Genomic DNA, 26,729 nt, shown 5'->3' with positions numbered 1-26,729 from the left:
GGCACGACATGCGTCCCGTCAAACACATGCTCGAGATCGAGCGCTTGAGCTGGTCTCCCGGCGGCGCGATCGACGTGCTCGATTCAGTGACGCTGACGGTGGCCGAAGGCGAGTTCGTCGGGCTGGTCGGCCCGAACGGCAGCGGCAAGACGAGCCTGCTGCGCTGCGTATTCCGCTACGCGCGGCCCGACGCGGGCCGCGTCGCGCTCGACGCGCAGGACGTGTGGCGCATGCGGCCGCGCGCGGTCGCACAGCGCATCGCGGTGCTGCAGCAGGAGACGCCGGACGATTTCGGGCTGACGGTCGACGAGCTGGTCGGCATGGGCCGCACGCCGCACAAGCGGGCGTTCGATGCGGAGTCGGCCGATGATCGCCGGATCGTCGAATCCGCGCTGCACGATGTGGGCCTCGTCGAACGCCGCGCGCAGCGCTTCGCGTCGCTGTCGGGCGGCGAGAAGCAGCGCGCGCTGCTGGCCCGCGCACTCGCGCAGCAGCCCGAATTGCTGTTGCTCGACGAACCGACCAACCATCTCGATCTGCGTCACCAGCTTGAACTGCTCGCGCGCGTGCGCCGCCTCGGCATCGCGACGCTCGCGACGATTCACGACCTCAATCTCGCGGCCGCGTATTGCGACCGCCTCCATGTGCTCGCGCACGGCCGCGTCGTCGCATCCGGCATGCCGGACGACGTGCTGACCGAAGCGCTGCTGCGCGATGTGTTCGGCGTCGCCGCGCTCGTCGATCGCCATCCCGCCACGGGCCGCCCGCGCATCACGCCGCTTCATCCGGAATGACCACCATGCCGTTTCCTCTCCTGTCTTTCGTCGCCCGCCGGCTGGTCGCTGTTGCCGCGCTCGGCGGCGCGGCCGTGCACGCGCTCGCCTATCCCGTCACCGTGCGCAGTTGCGATCGCGACGTGACGTTCGAGCGCGCGCCGACGCGCGCGGTGAGCAACGACGTGAACCTGACCGAGATGATGCTCGCGCTCGGCCTGAAGGATCGGCTCGTCGGCTATACGGGCATCGGCGGCTGGAAGACGGGCACCGCGCGCGTGCGCGACGCCTTGCGCGGCGTGCCCGAACTGGCGAGCCAGTATCCGTCGCTGGAAGTGCTGGCCGCCGCGCGCGCCGACTTCTATCTCGCGGGCTGGAACTACGGGATGCACGTTGGCGGGCCGGTGACACCGGCGACGCTCGCGCCGTTCGGCATCCGCACCTACGAGTTGACCGAATCGTGTTCGCACGTGATGAAGCAGTCGGCCGCGTCGTTCGACGACGTGTTCCGCGACCTGACCAATCTCGGTCGCATCTTCGGTGTCGATGCGCGCGCCGCGCAGGTCGTCGCCGGGATGCGCGCGCGGCTCGCGGCGGTGTCGCGCGCGATCGGGCGCCCGGCGCCGCTGCGCGTGTTCGTGTACGACAGCGGCACGGACAAGCCGATGACGGCCGGCGGGCTCGCGATGCCGACCGCGTTGCTCGCGGCGGCGGGCGCGCGCAACGTGATGGACGACCTGCCGCGCAGCTGGACGCAGGTGAGCTGGGAAAGCGTGGTCGCGCGCGATCCGCAGGTGATCGTGATCGTCGACTATTCGGCGGTCACGGCCGCGCAGAAGCAGCAGTTCCTGTCGAGCCAGCCGGCGCTCGCGCGCGTGGCCGCGATTCGCGACCGGCGCTTCGTCGTGATTCCGTACGATGCCGCGACGCCGGGCCCGGAGAACGTCGCGGCGGTCGAGACGCTGGCCCGCGCGCTGTATCCGGCCGCCTTTGCCGGAGCGGCACGATGAGCGTGCGCGGGCAGGCGGCGCGGCTCGACATGCGCGTGGTGCTGCCGGGGCTGGCCGTGCTGCTGATCGTGTCGATCGTCGTGTCGGCCGCGTTCGGTCCCGCGCCGATCGCGATGGCGGCCGCGGTGCGGATCGTCGCCGCGCACGTCGCGTCGGCGTTCGGCGGCGCCGATGCGTTTGCGGCGGCACCGGGCGACGACAGCATCGTGTGGCTGATCCGGATGCCGCGTGCGCTGCTGGCCGCGCTCGTCGGCGCGACGCTGGCGACGGTCGGCGTCGCGTTGCAGGCGGCGACCGCGAACCGCCTGGCCGATCCGCACCTGCTCGGCGTGAGCGCGGGCGCGATGCTCGGCGCGATCGCGGTCACGGTGGTGGCCGGCGCGGCGTTCGGCCCGTTCACGCTGTCGGCCGCCGCGTTTGCCGGTGCGCTTGCGGCGACCGCGTGCGTGGTCGCGCTCGCTTACCGGAGCGGCCGGCTCGAATCGGACCGGCTGCTGCTCGCCGGCGTGTCGGTGTCGTTCATGATGGCCGCGTTCGGCAACCTGCTGCTGTATCTCGGCGACCAGCGCGCTGCGTCGTCGGTGCTGTTCTGGATGCTCGGCGGCGTCGGGCTCGCGCGCTGGGACCTGCTGCCGGTGCCGGCCGTGTGCGCGGTGCTCGCCGGCGGCGCGCTCCATGCGCGCCGACGCGAACTGAATGCGTTGATGTCGGGCGACGTCGCCGCCGCGTCGCTCGGCGTGCCGAGCGCGCGGATGCGGCGCGAGGTGTTCGTCGTCGCGTCGTTCGCGACGGGCGCGATGGTCGCGGTGAGCGGCGCGATCGGCTTCGTCGGGCTCGTGACGCCGCATCTGTGCCGTCGCGTGGTCGGCGCGGAGCACGGCCGGCTGCTGCCGGTCGCCGCGCTGGCCGGCGCGATCCTGCTCGTGTGGGCCGATGTCGCCGCGCGCACGCTCGCGGCGCCGGAGGATCTGCCTATCGGCATCGTGACCGCACTGTTCGGCAGCCTGTTCTTCGTCGCGCTACTGCGCCGGCGTTGAGCGAAGGCGAGGGGGGCGGTGCCCACCGCCTGTTTCAACGAAGCGGGACGACCGTGCCCGTGCCGCTGCGGCGGCGCGCATCGGCATGCGTGCTTTCCACGTGCTGCGCGACGTCGAAGAGGCTGTCGGGCAGCGCGCGCACGGGCAGCGTGATCACGAAGCGCGCGCCGCCGAGCGGCGAATCCTCGAGCCGGACGTCGCCGCCGTGCACCTGCGCGACACGCCGCACGATCGCGAGGCCGAGCCCGAAGCCGCCGGTCTGACGGTCGCGGCTCGAATCCAGCCGCTGGAACGGCTCGAACACGCGGGCGCGTTCGGCGGCCGGAATGCCGGGACCATCGTCGTCGACGCTCAGCACGAGCGCGCCGGACGGGTCGCGGGTCGCGGCCAGCACGACCTTGCGCGACGCATAGCGGGCGCCGTTGCGGATCAGGTTCAGCAGCGCGCGGGCGACGAGCTTCGGGTCGCAGACGTGGGTCGCGGGCGCGTCGAGCGTCGACACGTCGAGCGCGATGCCGCGATCGGCGATGTCGTCCGCGACGTTCCCGGCGACGCTGTCGATCAGCGCATCGACGACCACCTCCATCGGCGCCAGCTCGCTCGCCCCCTGTTCGAGCCGGCCGATCGTCAGCAGCTCGGTGACGAGCTCGTCGAGTTCGCGCACGTCGCGCCGCAGCGCGTCGCGGCGCTCGCGCATCCGGCCCGTCTCGTCGGCGTCGGCGAGCAGCGCGAGCCCGAATTCGAGTCGGGCGAGCGGCGTTTTCAGTTCATGCGAGATGCCGTGCATCATTTCGCGCTGCTGCTTGATCGATGCCTCGATACGCGCGGCCATGTCGTTGAACTGCTGCGACAGCTCGTAGATGTTCGACTTGCCGGACAGCTTCACGCGCGTCGACAGCATTCCGGCGCCGAACGCGCGCGCGGCATCCTGCAGCCGGCGAATGTCGCGCCAGTGATAGTGAATCCACAGCACCACCGCGAACAGCGTCGCGAGCGCGAGCAGCATGTACGCATAAATCCGGATGTCGAGGTCGGGCGCCTCGATCGGGCGGGCATGCAGCACCGAGCCGTCCGCGAGCGGCATGTAGTAATCCTTGCCGTTGTAGCTGATCGCGATCCTGCCGGCATCGAGATCGCGCAACGGCGCGCCGCTCAGTTGCGCACGCGCGTCGGCCATCGACATGAAGCCGAATCCTTCGCGGCCGTGCAGCGCGAGTTCGCGCAATGCGAGCTCGCGCTGCGCGCCCGGATGGCGTTCGAGGTAGTCGTTCAGCACGAACGAATAGGTGGTCAGCGAATCGCGCTGCGCCTGCGCGCCGCGCTCGTAGAAGATCCGGTCGAACGACAGCTGGATGAAGATGATCGACGCGCCGACGAACAGGATCACGACGAGGTACAACCGGAGCAACGGGCGCAGCATTTACTCGTCCCACGCAGAAGGGCTGAACAGGTAGCCGCGACCCCAGATCGTCTTGATCTTGTGCGGCTCCGATGACGCATCCTCGAAGCGGCGGCGCAGCTTCGAGATGCCGGAATCGACCGAGCGGTCGAGCCCGTCGAATTCGATCCCGCGCAACTGCTTCAGGATGTCGTCGCGGCTCAGCACGGTGCCGGCCGCGCGCGCGAGGATCAGCAGCAGGTTGAATTCGGCGGTCTTCAGCTCGACCGGCTCGCCGCGCCACGTGACGGTGCGGTTCGGCGGCGAAATGGCGAGTTCGCCGAAGACGAGCGCGTCGGGCGCGACCGCGGGCGCTTCCGCCGCGGCCGGCTGCGCGCGGCGCAACAGCGCGCGGGCGCGCGCGACGAGCACGCGCGGCTCGATCGGCTTCGTCACGTAGTCGTCGGCGCCCGTCTCGAGCCCGGCGACCTGGTCGTACACGTCCGCCCGCGCGGTCAGGATCAGCACGGGGACGTTGGTGAACGCGCGGATGCGCCGGCAGACTTCCATGCCGTCGAGATTCGGCAGCATCAGGTCGAGTATCACGAGGGCCGGCTGGTGCTCGCGCACCGCCGCGACGGCGAGGTCGCCGCGCCGCACGACCGTCACCGCGAATTCATAGCCGTCGAGGTATTCGCGGACGAGCTGCGCGAGGCGATCGTCGTCCTCGATCAGCAGCACACGGTATTTGAGTGGAACTTCGTTCATGGACTCCTCGGGATGCACGCGCCATCTCCCACCCGGCAGACCGGTACGCGGCGCGGCACGCGAATTCTATCCGGCCGATCGACCGCCGGGGCAGCCGGGCGACAATCTCGAACAATCGAACACAATTGCGCACAGATTCGCCGCACATTCAGGACAGTCTCGGCGCGGGGCGGCACCTAGACTGCGGGCTTCGTCACCCTTATCTCAATATTGTGCGCCCATTACTTCGCCGCTACCGCTATTGCATGCCGCTCGCCGGCCTGACCCTCGCCGCCGCCGCTCACGCGGAAAACCAGTATTCGTTGTCGCTCGGCGGCGGGTTCGCACCGCGCTACCAGGGCAGCAAACAGTATCGCGGCGTCGTTGCGCCGTCGTTTTCCGCGAAGTTCGGCAATGGCTTCTTCGTCGACAGCACGGAGGGTGCCGGCTACCGGCTGGACCTGCCGCACGGGGCGTTCGTGTCGGCGGCGGTGAGCTACGACGCGGGCCGCGCGGACGAGAACCGCTTCGACCTGCCGGGCTCCGACTACCTGAAGGGAATGGGGCGGATTCCGGGTTCGGTGCTGGTCGGCGTGCGTGCCGGCGTGACGCTCTTCGACGCGGCGGAGCTGAGCGTCACGATCGATACCCCCGTGACGCACACGTCGCGCGGCGTGTCGGGGCACGTGGATCTCGCGGTACCGGTGCTCAAGACGTCGCAACACGAGATCATCGTGACGGGCACCGTGCATGCGGGCTCGGGACGCTACATGCAGACCTTCTACGGCGTGACCGACACGCAGTCGATGACGAGCCGGTTCCGGCCGTATTCGGTGAGCGGCGGGATCGACAGCGCATCGATGGCGGTCGCGTGGAACTGGACGCTGTCGCGGCACTGGTCGGTGCTCGCGACCGGCGGCGTGACGCGGCTGCTCGGCCGCGCCGGCGACAGCCCGATCGTGCAGTCGCGCAGCAACTACTACGGCATCGCGGGCGTGACGTACAAGTTCTGAACGGATTGCGGGGGACCATGCGATGCGTCGGTGTCGCGCCATCGCCGCGAACCGCGTGCGGTAACATGCGCTCGGGTTCGGCGTCAGGCCGGGCCTGCGACGCGGGTGCGCCGAGGCGGCTCGGCCGGGTCGCGAAAGGCCGCCATGCGCTGGCCGGCTCCGTCAGGAAACGGCCGGCAGCGCGCGGCATCGATCACGCATGCGATGCCCGGTCGTGCACGAGTGCCGCACATGGACCGCCGGGCCGCGACAGGGAGAAACCGATGAAGAACACGATCGCGATGCTCGTTGCACTCGTTGCGAGCGCAACTTTTGCAGGATGTGCGGACATGGATACGAAACACCCCAACGCCACCGCGGGCGGCACGGTCAGGCCCCCTCTGCAGACGGGCGCCGCGCAGGCATGCAAGGCGGATGCCGCGCCGGACGATGCGCTGGTCGGCAAGACCGAGGCCGATGCGACCGCGCTGCTCGACGGCTGCCTGTGGCGCGTGCTCGAGCGCGACGGCAAGTCGTTGCCGGGTACGATGGACTACCGGCAGGAGCGCCGCAATCTCGGCATTCGAGACGGCAAGGTGATCTGGGTGCGGCGCGGGTGACGGCCGTGTGACGATTGCGTCACCGGAATCGTCGACCTCCCGCTATCTGCGCGGGTATGTCATGAAGCGCGGCGCGTCCCAACTGCCGCGGACCGCACGGAAACGATCGCCGCGATACGCGTGCGATCGGACACGCGTTACTTCGAGATGTACCACAGCGCGTCGGCGCTGGCGCGCGACGGCTGAACGGCCGCGGCCGGTGCTTGAGCCGGCGCGGGTGGCGGCGTATTCGACGTGATGGCCGTCGGCAGCGTGGCGGGAATATTCGCGGTCGAAGGCGAGGCCGCCGCCGTTCCCGACGTGGACGGCGTATTCACGTACCACAGCGCATCGGCCGAGGCCGTGCGTTTCGCTGTCGTGTTGGCGGCCGTGTTCGTCGCGGCATTCGCTGCCGCACCGGCCGGTTTCTTCGATGCCGGGGCCGATGCGCCGGCCGTCGCCGTGCCCGCCGTCCCGGCCTGCGCGGTCATGCCTGCCGCCGCCGAACTGCGCTGCGCGCGCGCTTCGAACGGCCCGAGCTGAAAGATCAACGTTTGCGCGGGACGCGTCACGACGGCATAGGGAAACTGCAGTTCCCACGACATCAGCACGCGCCCGGCCGACGTCTCGGTGAAGATCGCCGGCACGTGCTTCATGTCGCTGAACTGCACGTAGACCCGCGCACCGTCGTCGAACACCTGGGTCGGCTTGGCCTGATCGGCGCCGGTGACCGTCCATCCGAAGTTGTACGTACCGGCCGGGCCGGCGGGGCCGCCCTGCGGCGGCGCCGGCGGCGAGGCCGGCGAGATCGTGCGTGCGCGCGTGACGGGCGGCGCCGACACGCTCAGGCTCGCGAACGGGTTGTACGTCTGCGCCTGTTGCGGCGGCGTGAAGGACGGTGGAAGGATGGGCATGGGAGTATCCGGCGAATCCGGCATGGTCCGGATTGCATCATAGACCTTGCGCGCATAGGCGAGGCGCTTGTCGGGCGACGCGGAGTTGTACGCGCCGATCGCGTTCCAGTTGGGGCCGAGCTGGCGGATGTTCTGCGACAGGATCCAAGCCCCGACGTACGCGTTCGTGCACGCATCGAACAGGCTTTCCCGTGTAATGCCTTCGCGTGCGAGCGTCGGCAGCCACGTGCTGTTGATCTGCATCAGCCCGATGTCGACGGTGCCGTTGGTATTCGTGTTGACGGCGTTCGGATTCATCCCCGATTCGACTTGCGCGATGCCGCGCATCAGGGCGACGCTCACGTGCTGGAACGCGGCCGCGTCGTCCAGGCAATCGGCCCGCGCGACGCCGCAGAGCGCGCACCCAAGCGCGATCGTCGAGGCGAGGATCAGCGAGTGACGGCCGAACAGGCGAGTGGTATGACGCGGCATGGCAGGATGGGGCGGAATCCGGGCGCCCGGTGCAAGGAAATTACGCAGACGCGAAGTGTGCCATAGCAGCCGGGCAAATGGCTCGCGTCAAACTTTCCTTTGCATTTATCTGCGCGTTCGACGCGCATTTTTATCGCGCCGGATCCGGGTCCGAGGCGGTGCGGGATCGGTAAGAATGGCCGGCATTGGCGCGAATGCCGATGCAATGGCGGCGACCGGAACCTGACGTATTACGTCATTCACGGGGTGAAACCGGCAATCAAGCGAGTGAAAGAGAAAATCGCGCGCCAGCCGTTGGCGGCGCGAAAGGACACGACAAAAATCGGCGGCCGAAGCCTCCTTGGGGGCAATGCGGAGTCGGCCGGCCCGCGCGGAGCGCAACCGGCCGTCTCCCGGTGTCGCGATTCGCGATCAGAAGCGGTGACGCAGGCCGAGGTTGACCATCGTCTGCGAACTCGTGCCCGCATAGCCGTACGAGCCGATCGATGCCTGCGCGGCCATCGAGCCGCCGTTGCCGTCGCCGGTCTGGCCGCTCGCGTGCTGATACGCGGCGCTCAGGTAGACGTCGGTGCGCTTCGACAGGCTGTAGTCGGCGCCGGCCGATACCTGGTGGTAGGTCGCCGACGTGTCGCCGCCCGAGCGCGTGTAGCTGTAGCCGACGCCGACGAGCAGCGCGTTCGTCGCCTGGTAGTTCACGAAGCCTTGTCCCGTGTTGTAGTGCTCATTCGAGCCGAACACCGAGCTCGCGTCGCGGCGGTACTGCGCGTTGCTGTAGCCGAGGCCGAACGTGAACGGGCCGGCGACGTACTGGCCCGCGATGCGGGCGATGCCGAACGAGTGCGCGCTGGCATAGCCGCTGTTGATCGGGCCGTCGAACGTGCCGTCCGACGAGCTGGTCCAGCCGTTGCGCACGCCGTTCGATGCGGGGCTGTTGGACGCGTGGAAGTAGCCGCCCGCGACGCTGAACGGCCCGTTGTTGTACGACACGGCGGCCGAGTACGACTGCGCTGCGCCGGTGCTGCCGGCGATCCCGCCGAACGAATACATCGCCGCGAACTGCAGGCCCGAATAGACGGCCGACGTGTACTTCACCGCGTTGTCGACGCGGAAGCTGTTGTCGTAGTTGTCGACGTCGCCCGGCGTCGCGAACACGCTGCCCAGGTAGTTGTCGGCGGTGATGCCCTGCACGAGGTCGACGAGCGGGTCGTACTGGCGACCGAACGTGAGCGTGCCGTAGCGGTCGCTCGTCAGGCCGACGAACGCCTGACGGCCGAACAGGCGGCCGCCCTGGCCCTGCCGGCCGTTGCTCGGGTCGAAGCCGTTCTCCAGCTGGAACAGCGCCTTCAGCCCGCCGCCGAGATCCTCGGTACCTTTCACGCCCCAGCGGCTGCCGGCCAGGTTGCCCGCGCTGCTGTTGCCGAGCATCCACGCGTTGTCCTTGCCTTGTTCATGGTTCACATAGGTGATCGACGTGTCGATCACGCCATACAGCGTGACGCTCGACTGCGCATGCGCGACGGGTATCGCCGCGAACGACGCGAGCGAAATCAGAGAGAGGGTCGTGCGTTTCATTTCATCTCCTTGGCGCTTTGGTGCGGGTTCGTGATCCGGAATGGCAGGAGACTACCGAGCCGCGATAAAACGGCAAAAATGAAATTCTTCGATGTGGCCTGATGCAGACAGGGATGTTCCTGGAATTACACCATTGAGGGATTTGCATTATTGAGGGGCGCGTATCAATGGATTGTCATTCCACCGGTTTTTCATTGCTTTTTGCGCGCGACGTGATAATCCAGTGCGATTTTCGGGTGAATGACTGCGATCTCGATATTGTTATCGATCCGTCAAATCATTCTTTAACGAATCGAATTGGCCGGACTGAAACGATTGTGATAAATGCGCGTCGCGCGGGCTGGGGGTGGTCTCGAAACGTCAGGAGCCGTCGTTGCGTCGTAGCCACCGCGCGCCGAAATCCGGGAGAGAAGTTTACTTTTGTATATAATAATCATTCTCATTTACAGAATTGTTGACGCTCGCGCACCCGGAACCCGGCCATGTCCGCTGACAAGCTGTCCCTCCATCGAGAAATCGACGCCCTCTATGCCGGCCACCACGCGTGGCTGCGCGGCTGGCTGAGCCGGAAGCTCGGGTGCGCGCACCGCGCGGCCGATCTGGCGCACGACACGTTCGTGCGCCTGCTCGCACGCGACGAGCCGATCGGTGCGGCCGAGCCGCGCGCGTTCCTGACGACGGTCGCGCAGCGTGTGCTGAGCAACCACTGGCGGCGCGAGCAGATCGAGCGCGCGTATCTCGACGTGCTCGCGCAGCGCCCGGAAGCGGTTGCCCCGTCGCCGGAAGAGCGGGCCGTCGTGGTCGAGACGCTGCTCGAGATCGACCGGCTGCTCGACGGCCTGCCGCCCGCGGCGAAGCGTGCGTTCCTGCTCGCGCAGCTCGACGGGCTCACGCAGGTCGAGATCGCGCGCGAACTCGGCGTGTCGCTCGCGACGGTGAAGCGCCATCTCGTGAAGGCCGGCACGCAGTGCTTCTTCTCGATGGCGGCCTGACCGATGGCCGCCCCGGGAGCGCCGGCGGTGCCGCCGCACGTCGCCCGTCGCGCGGTCGAGTGGTGGATCGACCGGCAGTCCGGTCACACGGACGACGCGTTCGCTGCCGCGCTTGCGCGCTGGCGCGCGGAAGATCCGGCGCACGACGCGGCGTGGCGTCACATCGAAGCGATGCAGGGCCGGTTCGGCCGGCTGGCGGCCGGGCTCGACGCGCAGGCCGCACAGGCGGCGCTGCTGCCGAAGCGGGCCGGCCGCCGCGCGGCCGTGAAGACGCTGGCCGTACTGCTGTTCGCGGGCGGCGCCGCATGGATGGCCGAGCCCGCGCGGCGCGCGACGATCTGGCCGGCGGACCTGCGCACGGCGGTCGGCGAGCGGCGCACGGTGACGCTTGCGGATGGCACGGTCGTCGTGCTCGATACCGACACGGCGCTCGACGTGCGCTTCGACGACGCGGCGCGGCGCCTGCGCGTGCTGCGCGTGCTGCGCGGCACGATCATGGTCACCAGCGGTCACGACGATCGACTGCCCGCGCGGCCGCTCGTCGTCGCGACCGCGCAGGGTGAGCTGCGGCCGCTCGGCACGCGCTTTGCGGTGCGGCAGCGCGACGGCGCGACGCGCGTCGAGGTGTTCGCCGGCGCCGTCCAGGTGCGGCCGGTCGATGCGTCGGCCGGCACGCGCGTGATCGCGGCCGGGAAGGGCGCGGATTTCACGCGTGACGCGATCGGCGCGCCTGCGTCGCTCGATCCGTATGCGTCCGCGTGGACGAGCGGCATGCTCGTCGCGTCGCGCATGCGGCTGGCCGATCTCGTCGCCGAGCTCGACCGCTATCGCCGTGGCAACCTGCGCTGCGATCCGGCCGTGGCCGACCTGCGCGTGTCGGGCACCTATCCGCTCGACGATCCGCAGCGCGTGCTCGATACGCTGATGGCGACGCTGCCGATCGATGTCCACTACCTGACGCGCTACTGGGCGACCGTCGTGCCGGCCTATTCGCCCCATTCGTGAGCGCCCCGAAAATTTTTTTTGCCGACCTGAGCTGTTTTCCGATGTTCGCGTGACATGGGTAGTGAAAGCAGCCTAGGGCCTGTTCACGCTAATAACGGGCTTGCGAACGTGCCTTTCCGCCCGCAGTGCAAGGAATAAGGAGCGCCGTTTGGCCGTGCCAAACAAGCGACGCACGACGCCGCAATGCGGGCGGAAAGGCACGTTCCCCTGTTTGGAAAAATGCATTCGTGGGGCTGGCCCCCAGAAGGGCCGATCGCCGCGTCATGCTCCTCGCGAATACGTCGAGTATTCGCTTCGTCGCAATCCTTGCGCTCGGCCCTTCTGGGGGCCAGCGCAAGCCCGTTATTAGCGTGAACAGGCCCTAGCCCATCGTCCACCGACTCTCCGATCATGGCTTCCATCCGTCTCACGTATCGGCGCCGTCCGGCGCCCGCCCGTCATCTGCCGCGCGCGTCGTGCCCGGCCGCGCTGGGCCGTTTCGCCCGCCGGCTGGCCGGCGCCGTCCTGCTGTCGGCACTGCTGCCGCTGCCCGCGCTGGCCGACACCGACACCGATGCGGCGCGCGCCACGCAGCGCGCGTCGCGTCGCGCGTTCGACATTCCGGCCGGCCCGCTCGAAGCGACGCTGAACCGGTTCGGCCGCGACGCGGGCATCCTGCTCGCATTTCCGCCCGAGTTGACGGCCGGTCTCGCGAGCGGCGGCGTGCACGGCCGGTTCGACGTCGACGGTGCGTTCGACCGCCTGCTGACCGGCACCGGGCTGGTCGCGTTGCGCCAGCCGGGCGGCGGTTACACGCTGATGCGCGCCGACGGCTCGGCGGCCGGCCCCGTGGCGGCCGGCGTCGCGCCGGCCACCGAGTTGCCGACGATCGACGTGCGCTCCAGCGCCTTGCGCGCCGAAAGCTATCGCGCGCCGAAGGAAGCCGGCGTGCTGCGCTCCGACATTCCGTTGCTCGACACCGCGCAGGCCGTCAACATCGTCCCCGCGCAGGTGCTGCGCGATCAGCGGCCGCGCAATCTCGACGATGCGCTCGGCAACGTGAGCGGCATCACGCAGGGCAACACGCTCGCGGGCACGCAGGACACGATCATGAAGCGCGGCTTCGGCGGCAACCGCGACGGCTCGATCATGCAGAACGGCATGCCGCTCGTGCAGGGCCGCGCGTTCAATGCGGCGACCGACAGCGTCGAGGTGCTGAAGGGGCCGACGTCGTTGCTGTACGGGCTGATGGACCCGGGCGGCGTCGTCAACGTCGTCACCAAGCAGCCGCAGCTCGTGCGCTACAACGCGATTTCGCTCGGCGCGTCGACGTTCGGGCACGGCAAGAACGGCGGCAGCGCGACCTTCGATTCGACCGGGCCGATCGGCGATTCGCGGCTCGCGTACCGGCTGATCGTCGACCAGTCGAACGAACAGTACTGGCGCAACTTCGGCGAGTACCGGCAGACCTTCGTCGCGCCGTCGCTCGCGTGGTACGGCCGCGATACGCAGGTCGCGGTGTCGTACCAGTACCGCAAGTTCCATTCGCCGTTCGATCGCGGCACCGCGCTCGATCCGCGTACCAATGCGCCGCTCGACATCCCCGCACGGCGGCGCATCGACGAGCCGTTCAACAACATGGACGGCGAATCGCAGCTCGCGCAACTGAGCGTCGATCACCAGTTCAATGCGGACTGGAGCGCGCATTTCGGCTACAGCTACAACCGCGAGACCTACGACGCGAACCAGTTGCGTACGACCGGCGTCGACCCGGTGAAGGGCACGATGACGCGCAGCAACGATGCGACGCACGGCTCGCTCAGCACCGACAGCTACGGGATCGGCTACGTGACGGGCAAGCTGACCCTCGCGGGGATGCGGCACGACGTGCAGGTCGGCTTCGATACCGAATACCGCCGCATCTATCGCAAGGACCTGCTGCGTCAGGCCGTGAAGACGCCGTTCAACTATATCGACCCCGTGTACGGGCTGCTGCCGCCGTCGAGCACCGTGTCCGCGAGCGACAGCGACCAGACCGACACGCTGCACGATGCGTCCGCGTTCTTCCAGGACACCGTCCACCTGACCGACAAGTGGATCGTGTCGGGCGGCCTCCGCTACATCACGTACAACCAGGTCGCGGGGCGCGGCCGGCCATTCGTCGCGAACACCGATCTCAGCGGCTCGAAGTGGCTGCCGCGCGCGGGCGTCGTCTACAAGTGGACCGATGCGTTCTCGCTGTACGGCAGCTATTCGCAGTCGCTGAAGCCATCGTCGTCGATCGCGCCGATGACGGGCTACATCATCGACGGCGCGACGCCGCCCGAGGAGGCGACCGCATGGGAAGTGGGCGGCAAGCTCGATCTGCCGGGCGGGATGACCGGCACGCTCGCGCTGTTCAACATCGACAAGAAGAACGTGCTCGTGTCGCAGTACAACGACGCGACGAAGCTGACCGACTGGCGCACGTCGGGCAAGGCGCGTTCGCGCGGCGTCGAGCTCGACGTATCCGGCAAGCTCGGCGAACGCGTGAACGTGATCGCGAGCTACGCGTACATCGACGCGAAGACGACGGAGGACCCACTGTACGCGGGCAACCAGCTATGGAACGTCGCGCGTCACACCGCGTCGCTCGCGGCCGTCTACGATTTCGGCACGGTGGCGGGCGGCGACGATCTGCGCATCGGAGCGGACGTGCGTTACGTGGGCGCGCGGCCCGGCGATTCGGCGAACAGCTTCACGCTGCCGTCGTACGTGCTCGCCGATGCGTTCGCGACCTACGACACACGGATCGGCAAGCAGAAGCTGTCGTTCCAGCTCAACGTGAAGAACCTGTTCAACCGCACGTACTACCCGTCGAGCGCGAACCGATACTTCGTCGCGGTCGGCGACGCGCGCCAGGTGTCGCTGCTGACCACACTGCAGTTCTGACCATGCAATCGCCGCGCGGCCATTGCGTCGGCGCGCGGCTTCGGAGAGGAATCCAGATGAAGCTGAAGATGAAGAGCGGTGCGCGCCGCCGCCTGTTGCGCGCGATCGCGGGTTCGGCGCTCGCGCTGTCCGCGGGCCTCGGCGCCGGCGTCTCGGCGCCCGTATTCGCCGCCGATGCATCGCCGGCCGTCACGCGCGTCGCGATGCTCGTGCAACTGCACGGCCCGAACCTGAAGGTGGACGAACGCATCGGCCAGCATCTCGGCGAACACGGCTACGCGGTGCGCCTGATCGACGAGTCGGCCACGCCCGATGCGGCGCGCGACGCCGATCTCGTCGTGATCTCGTCGACGGTATCGTCGAAGAACGTGCGGCCCGGCTGGCGCATGCTCGACAAGCCGCTCGTGACCTGGGAAAACGACCTGCTCGACGATCTCGCGATGACGGGCAAGCGGCACGACGTCGACTTCGGCGAAACGGGCAAGGAGCGCTACCTGTGGCTCGTCAACGCGCCGCATCCGATCGCGGCCGGGCTGCCGGCCGGCGCGACGAACGCGTACGGCAAGCAGGCGCCGATGAGCTGGGGCAAGCCGGGGCTCGGCGCGATCACCATCGCGACCGTCTACGGGCAACCCGACAAGGCCGCGATCTTCGCGTACGAGAAGGGCGCGACGATGGACTACGAAACGCTGGCGCCGGCGCGCCGCGTGATGTTCTTCCTCGACAACGACACGTTCACGAACCTGTCGCCGGCCGGCGTCGCGTTGTTCGACGCGGCGGTGGACTGGGCGGCCGGGCGGCGCTGAGCCGCCACGCGTCGATCACGCGGCCGGCGGCGGCGCGCGCCGCCGCGACGCCGCTTCGATCAGTTGCGCCAGCGTTTGCGCGGGCTCCGACATCGTGCGCCGCGCGCGATGCACGAGCCCGATGTCGCGGTGGAACGTGTGATGCCCGAGGTCGATCGCGCGCACGCCGGCCGGCCAGCGGCGATACACGGCGGTCTGCGGCACGATCGCGACGCCGACGCCGTTCTCGACCAGCTTGACGATCGCGTCGAGCTCGTCGAGTTCGCAGGTGTCGCGCACCGCGATGTGCATCTTGCGCAGGAAGCGGTCGACCTGCCGACCGCCGAACGACGCGCGGTCGTAGCGCACGAACGGCGCGTTCGCGAGCAGCGCGGCCCAGTCCTTGCCCTTCACGCCGCGCGGCACGATCAGCCGGAACGGCTCCCGCGCGAGCGTCGTCCAGTGCAGGTCGCTCTGCAGCGCGAACGGTGGGCGGATGATCGCGGCCATGTCGATCTCGCCCGCGTCGACCCGGTTGACCAGCTCGATCGACAGCCCGGGTATCACGCGCGTTCGGCACGTGGGGTGCCGGCGATGGAAATCGGCCAGTGCGGCCGGCAGCAGCGCGCTCTGCACCGACGCGATCGCGCCGATCGTCACCCGCACGGCGGGCGGCGAGCCGGGCGCGGTTGAACTCAGGTTCTCGTACAGGCCGATCAGCGCCTGCGCCTGGTCGAGCACGTGATGGCCTCGCTCGTTGAGCCGAGCCGATCGGCGTTGCCGGTCGAACAGCGCGAAGCCGAGCTCGGCTTCGAGACGCTGCATCTGGGCGCTGACGGCCGCCTGCGTGAGCCCGATGCGCTTGCCGGCCGCGGCAAAGGTGCCTTCCCGTGCGACGGCGACGAGGGTTTTCAGCTCGCGAATCATTCATCAATTCCGTTTGTGAATCGCAAAAATATATATTGATTTAATTTCTGATCGGTGTTGTCTACCATGGTGCGGTCCTCGCGCCACGCGAGTGTTTCTTCACGAGGCCATCATGAGTCTTTCCCCGTTTCACCTGGCGATTCCCGTCTACGACCTGCCGGCCGCGCGCGATTTTTACGGCCGCGTATTCGGGCTGGAAGAGGGGCGCTCGAGCACGCAGTGGGTCGATTTCAACTTTTACGGGCATCAGCTCGTGATCCACGAGCATCCGAAAACGGCATCGCAGGAAAGCGCGCATACGAATGCGGTCGACGGTCACGACGTGCCGGTGCCGCATTTCGGGATCGTGCTCGATTGGGCGAGCTGGGAAGCGCTGGCCGAGCGGCTGCGCGGGTTCGGCGTGACCTTCGTGATCGAGCCGTACGTGCGGTTCCAGGGGCAGGTCGGCGAACAGGCGACGATGTTCCTGTTCGATCCGTGCGGCAATGCGCTCGAATTCAAGGCGTTTCGCGACATCGGCCAGCTGTTCGCGAAGTGACCGGCAGCGGCGCCAGCGCCGATTGACGTTGGGTGCGAGAATGCGGCCTTCAGCCCGGCCGCGCGCAGGTGCGACGGCCGGCGCCGCGCAGCACGGCATCCGTCCGTGCGCGCCGTTTTCCAGGGAACCCGTATGGACAGTCACATCGCGCCGGTGGCGCTGAACAAGGCCTACCGTCTCCTCAATCACGGCCCGACCGTGCTCGTATCGGCCCGCCACGACGGCGTGGACAACGTGATGGCCGCCGCGTGGGCGTGCGCGCTCGACTTTCTGCCGCCGAAGCTGACGGTCGTGCTCGACAAATCCGCGAAGACGCGCGAGCTCGTCGAGCGCAGCGGCACGTTCGTGATCCAGGTGCCGACGGCCGCGCAACTGCAGCTCACGCATGCGGTCGGCAGTCACAGCCTCGCGCAGCGGCCCGACAAGCTGCGCGAAGCGGGCGTCACGCTGTTCGACGTCGACGGCCACGATTTGCCGTTCGTCGCCGGCTGCTCGGGCTGGCTCGCGTGCAGGCTGATTCCCGAGCCGCACAACCAGCAGACCTACGACCTGTTCATCGGCGAGGTGGTCGCCGCGTGGTCCGACACGCGCGTGTTCCGCGACGGCCACTGGTATTTCGAATCGGCCGACCCGGCGCTGCGCAGCCTGCACTACATCGCGGGCGGCAATTTCTATGCGATCGGCGAATCGCTCCATGTCGACGTCGATCCGGACCCGCAGTAAGCGTCGGACGGTCGGCCATTCCTCACCAGAGCGCGCGTCATGCGCGCTTTTTCAATTCCGCCAGCATGAGGTCGGCGAACGCCTGCGCGACGCGCGGCAGCGTGCGCCCGCGCTTCGCGACGAGCGCGATCGGCCGCACGAACGCCGGATCGTCGATCGGCTTCGCGACGAGTTCGGGCTCGGCGCGCACCTCGCGCGCGGTCGCGGGCAGGATCGTCACGCCGAGGCCGCCGCGCACCATCGCGACCGCCGTCATCATGTAGGTCGGCTCGCACGCGATGTCGGGCGTGCAGCCGGCCGCTTCCAGCGCGGCATCGACGACGCTGCGCACGCTCGTGCCTTGCGCGGTGAGCACGAGCGGCACGCCGGCGACGTCGGTGGTGCCGACACGGCGCTTGCGCGCGAGCGGATGATCCTTCGGGCACACGGCGACGAGCTGGTCGGCGCCCGCATACAGCACCTCCAGCGACGCATCGAACGTATCGCCGCCGGTCAGCCCGAGATCGGCATCCTCGTTGCGCACGAGCGTGGTGACGAGGCTCGCGACGCCGTCGCGGATCTCGAAGCCCGCGCGCGGCACGTCGCGCCGGAACGACTGGATCAGCTCCGGCAGCACGCTCGATGCGAAGGTCGGCAGGCACGCGAGCCGGACCGTGCCGCTCGCGCCTTCGCCGAGCGCACGCGCATCGCGCAGCACGCGTTCCATGTCGTCGAGCGAACGCTGCAACAGCGGCAGCAATTCACGGCCGGTCTGCGTGAGCGCGACGCTGCGGCTGTTGCGGTCGAACAGGCGCGCGCCGACGATGTCCTCGAGCCGGCGGATCTGCACGGTCAGTGCCGGCTGCGACAGATGCAGCCGCGCGGCCGCGCGCGTGAAGTTGCCGGCGTGCGCGACGGTGACGAATGCGCGAATGTCGCGAAGATTCAGATCCATAACGATTCGTGATTGCTGCAATCAAATCATTTCAATTGTGCTATCGCTGCGCCGACCTTACGCTCGTCTCCAACAAAAGACAAGGTAGGAGACACGGATGCTGCCGTTACTCGGGCTGGGCACGATCGTCGTGCTGCTGGCCGCGATTCTGTCGAAGCGGATGTCGCCGCTCGTCGCGCTGATCATCGTGCCGATCGCCGCGTCGCTGCTCGGCGGCTTCGGGTTGCACACCAGCAAGTTCGTCATCGACGGGCTGAAGGGGCTCGCGCCCGTCGTCGGGATGTTCGTGTTCGCGATCCTCTATTTCGGGACGATCACCGACGCCGGCACGCTCGACCCGATCATCGACCGGATCCTGCGCGCGGTCGGCACGCGCCCCACGCGCATCGTGATGGGCACGACGCTGCTCGCGCTGCTGATCCACCTCGACGGCTCGGGCGCCGTCTGCTTTCTCGTGACGATTCCGGCCGTGCTGCCGCTGTACGACCGGCTGAAGATGGACCGGCGCGTGCTGGCCGCCGCGGTGTCGATGGCCGCGGGCATCAACTTCCTGCCGTGGACGGGCCCGATGATCCGGGCGTCGGCCTCGCTGCACCTGCCGGTGTCGGCGCTGTTCAATCCGCTGATTCCGGTGCAGGCGATCGGACTCGTGTTCGTGTTCGGCGTCGCGTACTGGCTCGGGCGGCGCGAGGAGAAGCGGCTCGGCCTGTCGCGCGACGATGCGTCGATTCCGCTGCCGAAACGCGAGCTGACGCCCGACGAACAGGCGTTGCGCCGGCCGCACCTGTTCTGGTTCAACCTGGTGCTGACGCTCGTCGTGCTCGGCACGATGGTCGTGATGGGCGAGAAGATTCCGCCCGCGATCATGTTCATGGTCGGGCTGTGCATCGCGCTGATGGTGAATTACCCCGACGTCGACATGCAGAGAAAGCGCATCGACGCGCATGCGCGTGCCGCGCTGATGATGGCCGGCATCCTGCTCGCGGCCGGCGTGTTCACCGGGATCATGCAGGGCAGCGGGATGCTGAAGGCGATGGCGCAGGCGGCGGTCGGCTTCGTGCCGCCTTCGATGGCCGGCCACATCCCGGTGGCGCTCGGTCTCGCGTCGATGCCGCTCAGCATGCTGTTCGATCCCGATTCGTTCTACTTCGGCGTGCTGCCCGTGATCGCCGAAGTGGCCGGCCAGCTCGGCGTGCCGGCCGTGCAGGTCGGGCAGGCGGCGCTGCTCGGCCAGATGACGACGGGCTTTCCGGTCAGTCCGCTCACCCCGGCGACGTTCCTCGTCGTCGGCTTGTGCGGGATCGAGCTGGCCGAGCACCAGAAGTTCACGTTTCCGCTGCTGTTCGGCGCGTCGATCGTGATGACGATCGCGTGCGTCGTGCTCGGCGTGTTTTGAATTTTGCCGGCGATGCGCTCGCCGGATGACGGTACGGACATGACTGTAAAGCCATCACACGAACGGCGCGTGCGCATCGGCGCGGGCGCGGGCTACTCGGGCGACCGGATCGAGCCCGCGGTCGAACTGGCCGAACACGGGCAGCTCGATTATCTCGTGTTCGAATGCCTGGCCGAGCGTACGATCGCGATCGCGCAGCAGGCGCGGCGCAAGGACCCGGCGCTCGGCTACGATCCGCTGCTCGACGCGCGGATGCACGCGGTGTTGCCGATTGCGGCGGCGAAGCGCGTGCGCATCGTGTCGAACATGGGCGCGGCGAACCCGCGCGCGGCCGCGCGGCGCACCGCGCAGATCGCGCAGTCGCTCGGCATCGCCGGGCTGAAAGTCGCGGCGGTCGAAGGCGACGACGTGCTCGACGTCGTGCTGCGCGGTGCATTCCGTTTCGAGGAATCGGGCGACGACGTCGCCGCGTATCGCGATCGCATCGTGTCCGCGAACGCGTATCTCGGCGCCGCGCCGATCGTCGATGCGCTCGCGGCCGGCGCGGACGTCGTGCTGACCGGGCGCGTCGCCGATCCGTCGCTGTTCGCCGCACCGCTGATCCACGCGTTCGGCTGGCGGATGGACGACTGGGACACGCTGGGGGCGGCGACCGTCGTCGGCCATCTGCTCGAATGCGCGGGGCAGGTGACGGGCGGCTATTTCGCCGATCCCGGCTACAAGGATGTGCCGAATCTCGCGCGGCTCGGCTTTCCGATCGGCGAGGTCGCGGCCGACGGCTCGATCGTGATCACGAAGGTGCCGCATGCGGGCGGCCGCGTGAGCGCGGCGACCTGCAAGGAACAGCTGCTCTACGAGATTCACGACCCGGCGCGCTATCTGCAGCCCGACGTCGTGGCCGATTTCACGGGCGTGACGGTCGCCGAGGAGGCGGCCGATCGCGTGCGCGTGACGGGGGGGCGTGGCACCGCGCGGCCCGATACGCTGAAGGTGTCGGTGGCTTACGTGGACGGCTGGATCGGCGAAGGCCAGATCTCGTACGGCGGCCCGGGCGCACTCGCGCGTGCGCGTCTGGCGCTCGACATCGTTCGCGAGCGGCTCGCGCTGACCGGCGTCGTGGCAAGCGAATTGCGTTTCGACCTGATCGGCGTCGATGCACTGTACGGCGACGCGACGCCGGCCGCACGCGGCGAGCCGAGTGAAGTCCGCGTGCGGGTGGCCGGCCGCGCGGCGAACGCCGCCGAAGCCGCGCGGATCGGCAACGAAGTCGAGACGCTCTATACGAACGGGCCGGCCGGCGGCGGCGGCGCGTTCAAGTCGACGCGCGAGGTGATCGCGGTGCAGTCGGTGCTGCTGCCGCGTGCGGCCGTGACACCGTCGTTTTCATTCGTGGAGGCCTGATGCAACTGCGTGAACTCGCGCATGCGCGCACCGGCGACAAGGGTAATACGCTGAACGTGTCGGTCATCTGCCGCGATCCGCGTCATTATGACCATTTGCGTGCACATCTGGATGCGGCAACGGTGAAGGCGCGGCTCGCCGGCATCGTGCACGGCGACGTCGTGCGCTACGAATTGCCGGCGCTCTGCGCGTTCAACTTCGTGATGCGCGATGCGCTCGGCGGCGGGGTGACGCGCTCGCTTGCGCTCGACGCGCACGGCAAGTCGGTCAGTTCGGTGCTGTTGGCGATCGAGGTGCCGGACCCGGCGTGACGCAGGCGTCGCGGCTGGGAAGGGCCGGGAAGCGGCCGGGCGCTCACGGGATCAGTAGTTCGCGCAGTCCGTCCGCGTGCTCGATGTGCTCGCCGGCGACGTGCAGGCGTTGGTCCGCGCGATAGTCGTACACCGCGCGCGACGCGGCGAGCCGATCGAAATCGAGTTCGACCGTGTGGCGCGATTCGCCGTTGCCGGCTTCGAAGATCAGGCCGCCGAACGGATCGACCGCGAGGCTGCCGCCCGCGAACACGACGTCTTCGCTGCCGACGCCGACACGGTTGGCAACCGCCGCGAACACCTGGTTCTCCATCGCGCGCGCCGACACCGACGTGCGGTGGACGTTGCGGTACGGCTCCATGTTGCCGTCGGCCACGAGGATCAGTTGCGCGCCGAGCGCGGCCAGCGCCCGGCCGCTTTCCGGGAATTCGCTGTCGTAGCAGATCAGCAGGCCGATCCGCACGCCGCGCCATTCGACCGTCGCGTAGCGGTCGCCGGGCTGCACGACGTCGCGCTCGCTGACCCACAGGTGCGTCTTGCGATAGCGCAACGCGATGCCGTCCGGCGTGACGAACACGGTGGTGTTGTAAAAGCGGCCGCCATCGTTCTCGATCAGCCCGACTACGATTGCGACGTCGCGTGCCCGGGCGGCCGCGACTACCGCGCCGACGCTCGGGCCGTCGAGCGGTTCGGCGACGTCGGCGAGATTCGACGGATCGAGGAAGCCGGTGAGCTGCGCCTCCGGAAACATCACGATGTCAGTGCCGGGCGCGCTGGCCGCGATCGCGTCGAGCGTGCGTTGCAGGTTGTAGCGCGTGTCGCCGTCGCGGCCGGCGAGCTGGACGATGTCGAGTTTCAGTTTCATGGGTGGTGTCGGTGGCGGTGGCTCGTCGCGCCGTGCGTGTACGCTACGGCTTCGCGGGTCGATTTCCGCGTGTGTCGAACGGAGCCTGGAGTGAAGGATGAGATCGTAACGCCGACCGGCGCGAATGGCGAGGCCGGGCGGCGCAGCCGATGCGCGGCCATCGCCGTGCGCGTCGCGCTCGCGTGTGTCGGCGCGCTGGCCGTACAGGCCGCCGTCGCCGCGCCGGCGTCGCCGTCGCCGTCGCCGTGCAACGAACGACTGACGGCACTGATCGTGCCTGCACTGCCGCAGACCGCGTTCGCCCGGCGCGACATCCATGCCGCCGTGGACGAGCGCAACGGCGACGTCTACCGGATCCGGCTGTTCACCAGCCCCGACCATCCGGGCACGCCGAATCGTGAAGCGACGGTCGGCTGGGTGACGCTCGATACGAAGGCGATGCGGGCGCTCGACGTCACGCGCGATCCTGATCGGCCGGACGTGCTCAAGATAGACCGGCGCGCGCTGTCGCGTTTCGTGTCGACGTGCGTGGTATCGGCGACGCCGGTACACAGTGCCGTCGATTGCGATGCGCTGAACCGCCGTGCGCAGGCGCAAGGCGATTACGTGATGGGCAGCGACGCCGGGCGCGTCGTCATCGGCAACGGGCGGTTGCCGTTCCTTTCCGCACCGGACGACGCGTGCAGGATCGACGGGCTCTTCATCGTCGAGCACGAACACGTCGATGCGCGGACCGAGTACGGTCGCTTCACGTCGGTCGTCTACCTGAATCCGCGTACACGCGGCATCGCCGAAGGGTGGGTGCGCACTGCGCGGCTGAAGCCGGACGGCACGGGCGTCGCGCCCCGGCAACCTTGATCCGGCGATTCTGCAACAATCCGCCACACACCAATCCGAACTGATCTCGTCATGGCCCTCCAGAACCGGAACCGACGTCTGAAGTCGCTCGCCGCCCTCGGCGCGCTCACGGCACTTATGGCGCTTGCCGCGCTGTCGCCCGTTCATGCCGCCGAGCCGCCGCAGCCCGACCATCAACTGCAAACCTTCATCCACGACACGTACGGCAACTGGCGTGCGGACCGCAAGGGCTGGCAGGCGGAAGGGGACGATTTCATCTATTCGCCGTGCGGCGTGCTGCGCGTGGCGACCGCGGACGGCCCGCGCACGCTGCTCGCGATGTGCGGCGAGACCGAGGCGGCGGTGCAGAACGGGATGCCGGGCATGGATTCGGACGCGACGCCGGGCACGATCGACCTGTACGTGCTAAAGCCTTCGCCGGACGGCAGCGCGCTGGAGCCGGTCGTGAAGAAAACGGAGATCGCCTCGGGCCAGCGCGGCGAACCTGGCGCGGTGCGCATCGAGCGGCTCGGGCCGCACCTGTTCGGGTTCGTGATCGGCGAAAGCGATACGCGGCAAGGCTACACGCAACGCTTTCGTTCGATCTGGCTGCCGTACGGCAATGCGCTGGTGCATGCGGCGGCGCGCATCGACGAGGCGCTCGACAATGCGGAGTCGACGGAATGCGCGCATGCCCGGGCGCGCTGCGAGGAACGCCGCTTCGAGATCGCGCCGGACACGACCGGCATCGGCGACGTTTATCCGCTGACCGTCACGGAAACAGGCACGCGCGGCGACAAGGCCATCCACGTACGCTACACGGTGAAGTTCGACGCTGCGCGCGGCCGCTACGTCGTGCCGAAGGCGCTGCGCGACGGATATTGATCCGTCGCGCGCAGGAACGGGCGGCGTAGCGCCGCCCGCGCCTCACACATACAGATAGCGCACCAGGTGAAAGAACACCGGTGCGGCGAAGCAGATCGAATCGACGCGATCGAGCATCCCGCCGTGGCCGGCAATCATCGAGCCCCAGTCTTTCGTGCCGAGCGAGCGCTTGACGGCCGACAGCACGAGCCCGCCGACGAAGCCCGCGATCACGATCGCGAGCGAGATCCCGAAGGCTGCGCCGAAGCTGAACGGCGTCACGCGATACAGCGACGCGCCGCACAGCGTGGCCAGCAGGCCGCCGCCGACGAAGCCCTCGACCGTCTTCGACGGCGACAGCTGCGGTGCGATCTTGCGGCGTCCGAACAGCTTGCCGACCACGTATTGCAGCACGTCGCTGATCTGCACGACGAACAGGAAGAAGAACAGCAGCAGCGCGTTCTGCCCGGCGTAGTGCGGAATGTCGAGGATCAGCACGGCCGGCGCGTGGCTCAGCCCGTACACGCACACCATCAGCGCCCAGTTGATCTTCGCGTTGCGGCTCAGGAATTCGCGCGTGTCCTGCGTAAGCGCCGACACGAGCGACATCGCGAAGAACAGGTGCACGGGCACGAAGATCGAATACATCCCGTACCAGTTGATCCCGAGCAGCAGGTACTGCACGGGGATTGCGATGAAGAACGCGATGAAGAGCGTCGTATGGTCGCTTGCGGTGGTCGGCGTGAGCGTGATGAATTCGCGCAGCGTCAGGTACGACAGCAGCGCGAACACCAGATACGTGACGTTGTTGCCGAGGCCGATCGCGACGGCCATGATCGCGATCATCGCCCACCATGCGCGGATGCGTTGGTTCAGGTTGACGATGGTCGCGCTGGTGCCGCCGCTGCGCGCGCCGAGGATCGCGCCGATCACGGTCGCGACGACGAGCACGCCCGTGACGCCCGCGACCAGTTCCCAGAAGAGGGTTCGCATGATTGGTTTCCGGAAAAGGGAGAAGGGGGCGCGCCGCGTTCAGCCGGCCGGCCGCTGCGGCGGCGCGAGCGCGACGACCGCGTCGCGCATGCGGGCGAGGAACGTCGGCTTGTCTTCGTCGGCGCGGAGCGCGTCGTTCGCACCGAAATGCACCTTGCAGATCAGCGGCACGGGCCAGATCGCGCCCTTCGGCATGATGCGCTGCAGGTTCTCGAGGTAGACGGGCGCGAGTGCGACGTCCGGGAACTCGGTCGCGAGATGGAACAGCCCGCTCTTGAACGGCTGCGGCAACACGTCGGCGCCGCGCGTGCCTTCCGGGAAGATGATGATCGAGTGGCCCTGCCGCAGCGCATCGCGCACCGGCTCCAGCGGATCGCCGCCGTTTTCGCGATGACGGTCGATCAGCACGACGTTCAGCAGCTTCTGCGCGATGTGGCGTTTCAGGTCGCTGCTGTCCCAGTAGTCGCGCGCGGCGACCGGCCGCACGACCGCGCGCACGTCGCGCGGCAGCGCGGCGAGGATCGCGAGCGTGTCGATGTGGCTCGTATGGTTCGAGAAATAGATCTTCTGCGTCGGGGACGGCGGCGCCTGATGCCAGACGGGATACGCGCCGGCGACGAGTCGCACGATGGACAGCAGGAAATCGCGCTGCCAGACGTTGAGGATGTTCATCGGCGCGCTGCCTCCTGCATGCATGCCAGGCCCGCCGCGCATGCGCGGCGGGCGGAACCCCGGAATGCCGGCGCGGCAGGATGCGCGCCGGACGGCTCTTGTTTAAATTTTTTCAAGTTCGTGGCTGCCTGTCGCAGGTCCGCGATAATCGGACGATTCGCCGTCGCACGCGGATGCGTCGCGGCGAATGCGCCGATCGGCGGCGTGATAATCGGCTGTTGCACGAGTGCCCGTCTGCAGTTCGAATGGATCTCGCCGCGATCGAGCCAGCGGATTATCGCGAGTTTCGCCAAAAAACGCCAGATTGGCGCCGCGCGGGCGGGCTGGTCCGCATGCTTGACGCATCGAGGCCGCTCGGCGACGATGAGGGCCGTTCAATCCAGGCCGACGAAGGCCGTTTCGCCGCCCGGGGCATGGCGGCGGGAACGTATCCGACCGTGCCGCGCGAATAATACGAATACGAAACGATGAGCCTCTACGCACTCAAACCCAAATTCCAGAACCGTCTGCGCCCGTTCGCGAATTCGCTCGCCGAACGCGGCGTCACGGCCAACCAGGTCACGCTGTTCGCGGCCGGCGGCTCGATCGTCGTCGGCGCGCTCGCAGGCCTCGGCGTGTTCGCCCGCGCCCTGTTCCTGCTGATCCCGCTGTGGCTGTTCGCGCGCATGGCGCTCAACGCGATCGACGGAATGCTCGCGCGCGAGCATGGGCAGAAGAGCACGCTCGGCGCGTACCTGAACGAGCTGGGCGACATCGTGTCCGACGTCGCGCTCGTGCTGCCATTCCTCGCCATTCCCGCGTTCGCTCCGGCGGATGTCTGGCTGTTCGCGCTGACGGCGGTGATCGTCGAATGCGCGGGGCTGATCGGCCCGCTCGTCGGCGCGACCCGCCGCTACGACGGCCCGTTCGGCAAGAGCGACCGGGCGCTGGCCCTCGGCGCGTTCGCGCTGTGGATCGGCTTCGGTCTGCCGGTGGGCAGCGTCGGCGCATGGCTGTGGCGGTTGCTGATCGTGCTGTCGATCGTGACGGTGGTGCGGCGCGTCCGGGCCGGGATCACCGAAGCGGGCGGCTGACGGGCCGGGC

27 protein-coding genes are annotated in these 26,729 nt (G+C 68.4%); 18 read left to right on the top strand and 9 right to left on the bottom strand.

Annotated elements, in window-relative coordinates; all coding sequences use genetic code 11:
• The first annotated feature begins 8 nt into the window (after positions 1 to 8).
• From HWX07_RS33455 to HWX07_RS33445, 3 genes are read left to right on the top strand one after another with little or no spacing between them, the layout of a single operon-like run.
• Positions 9 to 794 carry an ABC transporter ATP-binding protein gene (locus HWX07_RS33455; protein ID WP_034174179.1) on the top strand — a complete coding sequence of 262 codons (786 nt, stop codon included), beginning with the start codon at positions 9 to 11 and terminating at the stop codon, positions 792 to 794.
• A complete protein-coding gene (locus HWX07_RS33450; RefSeq protein WP_175879221.1) occupies positions 791 to 1,783 on the top strand; it encodes an ABC transporter substrate-binding protein in 993 nt (330 codons plus the stop codon). Before HWX07_RS33455 ends, HWX07_RS33450 begins: the two co-directional genes overlap by 4 nt.
• Positions 1,780 to 2,820: an iron ABC transporter permease gene (locus tag HWX07_RS33445; RefSeq protein WP_175879220.1), complete on the top strand. Its 1,041-nt coding sequence runs from the start codon at positions 1,780 to 1,782 to the stop codon at positions 2,818 to 2,820. The genes HWX07_RS33450 and HWX07_RS33445 overlap by 4 nt, the downstream gene beginning before the upstream one ends.
• A 34-nt stretch (positions 2,821 to 2,854) precedes the next feature.
• Here HWX07_RS33445 and HWX07_RS33440 read toward each other — a convergent pair whose 3' ends face one another.
• Together HWX07_RS33440 and HWX07_RS33435 are read right to left on the bottom strand one after the other, a co-directional pair.
• Positions 2,855 to 4,240, bottom strand: a complete 1,386-nt coding sequence (locus HWX07_RS33440) for an ATP-binding protein (RefSeq protein ID WP_124467938.1) — start codon at positions 4,238 to 4,240, stop codon at positions 2,855 to 2,857.
• Positions 4,241 to 4,966, bottom strand: coding sequence for a response regulator (locus HWX07_RS33435; RefSeq protein ID WP_011545135.1), 726 nt, complete (start codon positions 4,964 to 4,966; stop codon positions 4,241 to 4,243). It abuts the gene before it with no gap.
• 245 nt (positions 4,967 to 5,211) lie between these two features.
• Here HWX07_RS33435 and HWX07_RS33430 point away from each other — a divergent pair, with 245 nt between their 5' ends.
• Together HWX07_RS33430 and HWX07_RS33425 are read left to right on the top strand one after the other, a co-directional pair.
• Positions 5,212 to 5,958 carry a MipA/OmpV family protein gene (locus HWX07_RS33430; RefSeq protein WP_175879219.1) on the top strand — a complete coding sequence of 249 codons (747 nt, stop codon included), beginning with the start codon at positions 5,212 to 5,214 and terminating at the stop codon, positions 5,956 to 5,958.
• A 263-nt stretch (positions 5,959 to 6,221) separates the two neighbouring features.
• Entirely contained in the window at positions 6,222 to 6,557 is a 336-nt protein-coding gene (locus HWX07_RS33425) for a hypothetical protein (protein ID WP_175879218.1), read from the top strand.
• 137 nt (positions 6,558 to 6,694) lie between these two features.
• On the opposite strand, the gene HWX07_RS33420 is transcribed toward HWX07_RS33425, so the two are convergent.
• Together HWX07_RS33420 and HWX07_RS33415 are read right to left on the bottom strand one after the other, a co-directional pair.
• Positions 6,695 to 7,921: a transglycosylase SLT domain-containing protein gene (locus HWX07_RS33420; RefSeq protein WP_175879217.1), complete on the bottom strand. Its 1,227-nt coding sequence runs from the start codon at positions 7,919 to 7,921 to the stop codon at positions 6,695 to 6,697.
• 411 nt (positions 7,922 to 8,332) lie between these two features.
• A complete protein-coding gene (locus HWX07_RS33415; RefSeq protein WP_175879216.1) occupies positions 8,333 to 9,493 on the bottom strand; it encodes a porin in 1,161 nt (386 codons plus the stop codon).
• Positions 9,494 to 9,975: 482 nt separating this feature from the next.
• Here HWX07_RS33415 and HWX07_RS33410 point away from each other — a divergent pair, with 482 nt between their 5' ends.
• The 4 genes from HWX07_RS33410 to HWX07_RS33395 all read left to right on the top strand — a co-directional run bounded on the left by HWX07_RS33410 (position 9,976) and on the right by HWX07_RS33395 (position 15,206).
• Entirely contained in the window at positions 9,976 to 10,485 is a 510-nt protein-coding gene (locus tag HWX07_RS33410; RefSeq protein WP_175879215.1) for a sigma-70 family RNA polymerase sigma factor, read from the top strand.
• A gap of 3 nt (positions 10,486 to 10,488) precedes the next feature.
• Positions 10,489 to 11,490: a FecR family protein gene (locus HWX07_RS33405; RefSeq protein ID WP_175879214.1), complete on the top strand. Its 1,002-nt coding sequence runs from the start codon at positions 10,489 to 10,491 to the stop codon at positions 11,488 to 11,490.
• Between the two features lie 390 nt (positions 11,491 to 11,880).
• Positions 11,881 to 14,400 carry a TonB-dependent receptor gene (locus HWX07_RS33400; RefSeq protein ID WP_175879213.1) on the top strand — a complete coding sequence of 840 codons (2,520 nt, stop codon included), beginning with the start codon at positions 11,881 to 11,883 and terminating at the stop codon, positions 14,398 to 14,400.
• A gap of 56 nt (positions 14,401 to 14,456) precedes the next feature.
• Positions 14,457 to 15,206: a hypothetical protein gene (locus tag HWX07_RS33395; RefSeq protein ID WP_175879212.1), complete on the top strand. Its 750-nt coding sequence runs from the start codon at positions 14,457 to 14,459 to the stop codon at positions 15,204 to 15,206.
• Between the two features lie 15 nt (positions 15,207 to 15,221).
• Here HWX07_RS33395 and HWX07_RS33390 read toward each other — a convergent pair whose 3' ends face one another.
• Entirely contained in the window at positions 15,222 to 16,112 is an 891-nt protein-coding gene (locus HWX07_RS33390; protein WP_006476277.1) for a LysR family transcriptional regulator, read from the bottom strand.
• Positions 16,113 to 16,224: 112 nt separating this feature from the next.
• On the opposite strand from HWX07_RS33390, the gene HWX07_RS33385 reads away from it, so the two are divergent.
• Both HWX07_RS33385 and HWX07_RS33380 read left to right on the top strand, forming a co-directional pair.
• The gene (locus HWX07_RS33385; protein ID WP_034174174.1) at positions 16,225 to 16,650 is read left to right on the top strand and encodes a VOC family protein; all 426 of its coding nucleotides are present in this window, start codon (positions 16,225 to 16,227) and stop codon (positions 16,648 to 16,650) included.
• A gap of 132 nt (positions 16,651 to 16,782) precedes the next feature.
• A complete protein-coding gene (locus HWX07_RS33380; RefSeq protein WP_034174173.1) occupies positions 16,783 to 17,373 on the top strand; it encodes a flavin reductase family protein in 591 nt (196 codons plus the stop codon).
• 37 nt (positions 17,374 to 17,410) lie between these two features.
• On the opposite strand, the gene HWX07_RS33375 is transcribed toward HWX07_RS33380, so the two are convergent.
• Positions 17,411 to 18,307 carry a LysR family transcriptional regulator gene (locus HWX07_RS33375; protein WP_175879211.1) on the bottom strand — a complete coding sequence of 299 codons (897 nt, stop codon included), beginning with the start codon at positions 18,305 to 18,307 and terminating at the stop codon, positions 17,411 to 17,413.
• 97 nt (positions 18,308 to 18,404) lie between these two features.
• Here HWX07_RS33375 and HWX07_RS33370 point away from each other — a divergent pair, with 97 nt between their 5' ends.
• Genes HWX07_RS33370 through HWX07_RS33360 form a run of 3 tightly spaced genes read left to right on the top strand, consistent with a single transcriptional unit; the run spans position 18,405 to position 21,415 of the window.
• The gene (locus tag HWX07_RS33370; RefSeq protein WP_006476273.1) at positions 18,405 to 19,703 is read left to right on the top strand and encodes a citrate:proton symporter; all 1,299 of its coding nucleotides are present in this window, start codon (positions 18,405 to 18,407) and stop codon (positions 19,701 to 19,703) included.
• Positions 19,704 to 19,742: 39 nt separating this feature from the next.
• Positions 19,743 to 21,104: an acyclic terpene utilization AtuA family protein gene (locus HWX07_RS33365; protein ID WP_175879210.1), complete on the top strand. Its 1,362-nt coding sequence runs from the start codon at positions 19,743 to 19,745 to the stop codon at positions 21,102 to 21,104.
• On the top strand, positions 21,104 to 21,415 hold the full coding sequence (locus HWX07_RS33360; RefSeq protein ID WP_006476271.1) for a hypothetical protein: 312 nt from the start codon (positions 21,104 to 21,106) through the stop codon (positions 21,413 to 21,415). The genes HWX07_RS33365 and HWX07_RS33360 overlap by 1 nt, the downstream gene beginning before the upstream one ends.
• 43 nt (positions 21,416 to 21,458) lie before the next feature.
• Here HWX07_RS33360 and HWX07_RS33355 read toward each other — a convergent pair whose 3' ends face one another.
• Entirely contained in the window at positions 21,459 to 22,280 is an 822-nt protein-coding gene (locus HWX07_RS33355) for a carbon-nitrogen hydrolase family protein (RefSeq protein ID WP_175879209.1), read from the bottom strand.
• A gap of 90 nt (positions 22,281 to 22,370) precedes the next feature.
• On the opposite strand from HWX07_RS33355, the gene HWX07_RS33350 reads away from it, so the two are divergent.
• Together HWX07_RS33350 and HWX07_RS33345 are read left to right on the top strand one after the other, a co-directional pair.
• Entirely contained in the window at positions 22,371 to 23,138 is a 768-nt protein-coding gene (locus tag HWX07_RS33350) for a hypothetical protein (RefSeq protein WP_244130063.1), read from the top strand.
• A 51-nt stretch (positions 23,139 to 23,189) separates the two neighbouring features.
• On the top strand, positions 23,190 to 24,002 hold the full coding sequence (locus HWX07_RS33345; protein WP_175879208.1) for a topoisomerase IV: 813 nt from the start codon (positions 23,190 to 23,192) through the stop codon (positions 24,000 to 24,002).
• A 42-nt stretch (positions 24,003 to 24,044) separates the two neighbouring features.
• On the opposite strand, the gene HWX07_RS33340 is transcribed toward HWX07_RS33345, so the two are convergent.
• Positions 24,045 to 24,974, bottom strand: coding sequence for a phosphatidate cytidylyltransferase (locus tag HWX07_RS33340; protein ID WP_006476267.1), 930 nt, complete (start codon positions 24,972 to 24,974; stop codon positions 24,045 to 24,047).
• A 39-nt stretch (positions 24,975 to 25,013) separates the two neighbouring features.
• The gene (locus tag HWX07_RS33335; protein ID WP_034174591.1) at positions 25,014 to 25,646 is read right to left on the bottom strand and encodes a lysophospholipid acyltransferase family protein; all 633 of its coding nucleotides are present in this window, start codon (positions 25,644 to 25,646) and stop codon (positions 25,014 to 25,016) included.
• Positions 25,647 to 25,891: 245 nt separating this feature from the next.
• Between HWX07_RS33335 and HWX07_RS33330 the strand changes: the two genes are divergently transcribed.
• Together HWX07_RS33330 and HWX07_RS33325 are read left to right on the top strand one after the other, a co-directional pair.
• A complete protein-coding gene (locus tag HWX07_RS33330; RefSeq protein ID WP_175879207.1) occupies positions 25,892 to 26,098 on the top strand; it encodes a hypothetical protein in 207 nt (68 codons plus the stop codon).
• Between the two features lie 15 nt (positions 26,099 to 26,113).
• Positions 26,114 to 26,719 carry a CDP-alcohol phosphatidyltransferase family protein gene (locus HWX07_RS33325; protein WP_175879206.1) on the top strand — a complete coding sequence of 202 codons (606 nt, stop codon included), beginning with the start codon at positions 26,114 to 26,116 and terminating at the stop codon, positions 26,717 to 26,719.
• Positions 26,720 to 26,729 lie beyond the last annotated feature (10 nt).

Origin of the sequence: Burkholderia sp. BCC0097, assembly GCF_902832985.1 — a bacterium.
Lineage (GTDB): Bacteria > Pseudomonadota > Gammaproteobacteria > Burkholderiales > Burkholderiaceae > Burkholderia > Burkholderia orbicola.
Note: the sequence above shows the minus strand (reverse complement) of the source record. Positions and strands in the feature narration are given on the sequence as shown.

Excerpts from the sequence above, each read along its gene's own strand:
- HWX07_RS33370 (WP_006476273.1), top strand. The coding sequence starts at position 18,405 with ATGCTGCCGTTACTCGGGCTGGGCACGATCGTCGTGCTGCTGGCCGCG.
- HWX07_RS33385 (WP_034174174.1), top strand. The coding sequence starts at position 16,225 with ATGAGTCTTTCCCCGTTTCACCTGGCGATTCCCGTCTACGACCTGCCG.
- HWX07_RS33325 (WP_175879206.1), top strand. The coding sequence starts at position 26,114 with ATGAGCCTCTACGCACTCAAACCCAAATTCCAGAACCGTCTGCGCCCG.
- HWX07_RS33420 (WP_175879217.1), bottom strand. The coding sequence starts at position 7,921 with ATGCCGCGTCATACCACTCGCCTGTTCGGCCGTCACTCGCTGATCCTC.
- HWX07_RS33430 (WP_175879219.1), top strand. The coding sequence starts at position 5,212 with ATGCCGCTCGCCGGCCTGACCCTCGCCGCCGCCGCTCACGCGGAAAAC.
- HWX07_RS33435 (WP_011545135.1), bottom strand. The coding sequence starts at position 4,966 with ATGAACGAAGTTCCACTCAAATACCGTGTGCTGCTGATCGAGGACGAC.
- HWX07_RS33405 (WP_175879214.1), top strand. The coding sequence starts at position 10,489 with ATGGCCGCCCCGGGAGCGCCGGCGGTGCCGCCGCACGTCGCCCGTCGC.
- HWX07_RS33445 (WP_175879220.1), top strand. The coding sequence starts at position 1,780 with ATGAGCGTGCGCGGGCAGGCGGCGCGGCTCGACATGCGCGTGGTGCTG.
- HWX07_RS33335 (WP_034174591.1), bottom strand. The coding sequence starts at position 25,646 with ATGAACATCCTCAACGTCTGGCAGCGCGATTTCCTGCTGTCCATCGTG.
- HWX07_RS33455 (WP_034174179.1), top strand. The coding sequence starts at position 9 with ATGCGTCCCGTCAAACACATGCTCGAGATCGAGCGCTTGAGCTGGTCT.
- HWX07_RS33365 (WP_175879210.1), top strand. The coding sequence starts at position 19,743 with ATGACTGTAAAGCCATCACACGAACGGCGCGTGCGCATCGGCGCGGGC.
- HWX07_RS33415 (WP_175879216.1), bottom strand. The coding sequence starts at position 9,493 with ATGAAACGCACGACCCTCTCTCTGATTTCGCTCGCGTCGTTCGCGGCG.
- HWX07_RS33330 (WP_175879207.1), top strand. The coding sequence starts at position 25,892 with ATGGATCTCGCCGCGATCGAGCCAGCGGATTATCGCGAGTTTCGCCAA.
- HWX07_RS33425 (WP_175879218.1), top strand. The coding sequence starts at position 6,222 with ATGAAGAACACGATCGCGATGCTCGTTGCACTCGTTGCGAGCGCAACT.
- HWX07_RS33355 (WP_175879209.1), bottom strand. The coding sequence starts at position 22,280 with ATGAAACTGAAACTCGACATCGTCCAGCTCGCCGGCCGCGACGGCGAC.
- HWX07_RS33400 (WP_175879213.1), top strand. The coding sequence starts at position 11,881 with ATGGCTTCCATCCGTCTCACGTATCGGCGCCGTCCGGCGCCCGCCCGT.
- HWX07_RS33410 (WP_175879215.1), top strand. The coding sequence starts at position 9,976 with ATGTCCGCTGACAAGCTGTCCCTCCATCGAGAAATCGACGCCCTCTAT.
- HWX07_RS33360 (WP_006476271.1), top strand. The coding sequence starts at position 21,104 with ATGCAACTGCGTGAACTCGCGCATGCGCGCACCGGCGACAAGGGTAAT.
- HWX07_RS33440 (WP_124467938.1), bottom strand. The coding sequence starts at position 4,240 with ATGCTGCGCCCGTTGCTCCGGTTGTACCTCGTCGTGATCCTGTTCGTC.
- HWX07_RS33340 (WP_006476267.1), bottom strand. The coding sequence starts at position 24,974 with ATGCGAACCCTCTTCTGGGAACTGGTCGCGGGCGTCACGGGCGTGCTC.
- HWX07_RS33395 (WP_175879212.1), top strand. The coding sequence starts at position 14,457 with ATGAAGCTGAAGATGAAGAGCGGTGCGCGCCGCCGCCTGTTGCGCGCG.
- HWX07_RS33450 (WP_175879221.1), top strand. The coding sequence starts at position 791 with ATGACCACCATGCCGTTTCCTCTCCTGTCTTTCGTCGCCCGCCGGCTG.
- HWX07_RS33380 (WP_034174173.1), top strand. The coding sequence starts at position 16,783 with ATGGACAGTCACATCGCGCCGGTGGCGCTGAACAAGGCCTACCGTCTC.
- HWX07_RS33345 (WP_175879208.1), top strand. The coding sequence starts at position 23,190 with ATGGCCCTCCAGAACCGGAACCGACGTCTGAAGTCGCTCGCCGCCCTC.
- HWX07_RS33375 (WP_175879211.1), bottom strand. The coding sequence starts at position 18,307 with ATGGATCTGAATCTTCGCGACATTCGCGCATTCGTCACCGTCGCGCAC.
- HWX07_RS33390 (WP_006476277.1), bottom strand. The coding sequence starts at position 16,112 with ATGATTCGCGAGCTGAAAACCCTCGTCGCCGTCGCACGGGAAGGCACC.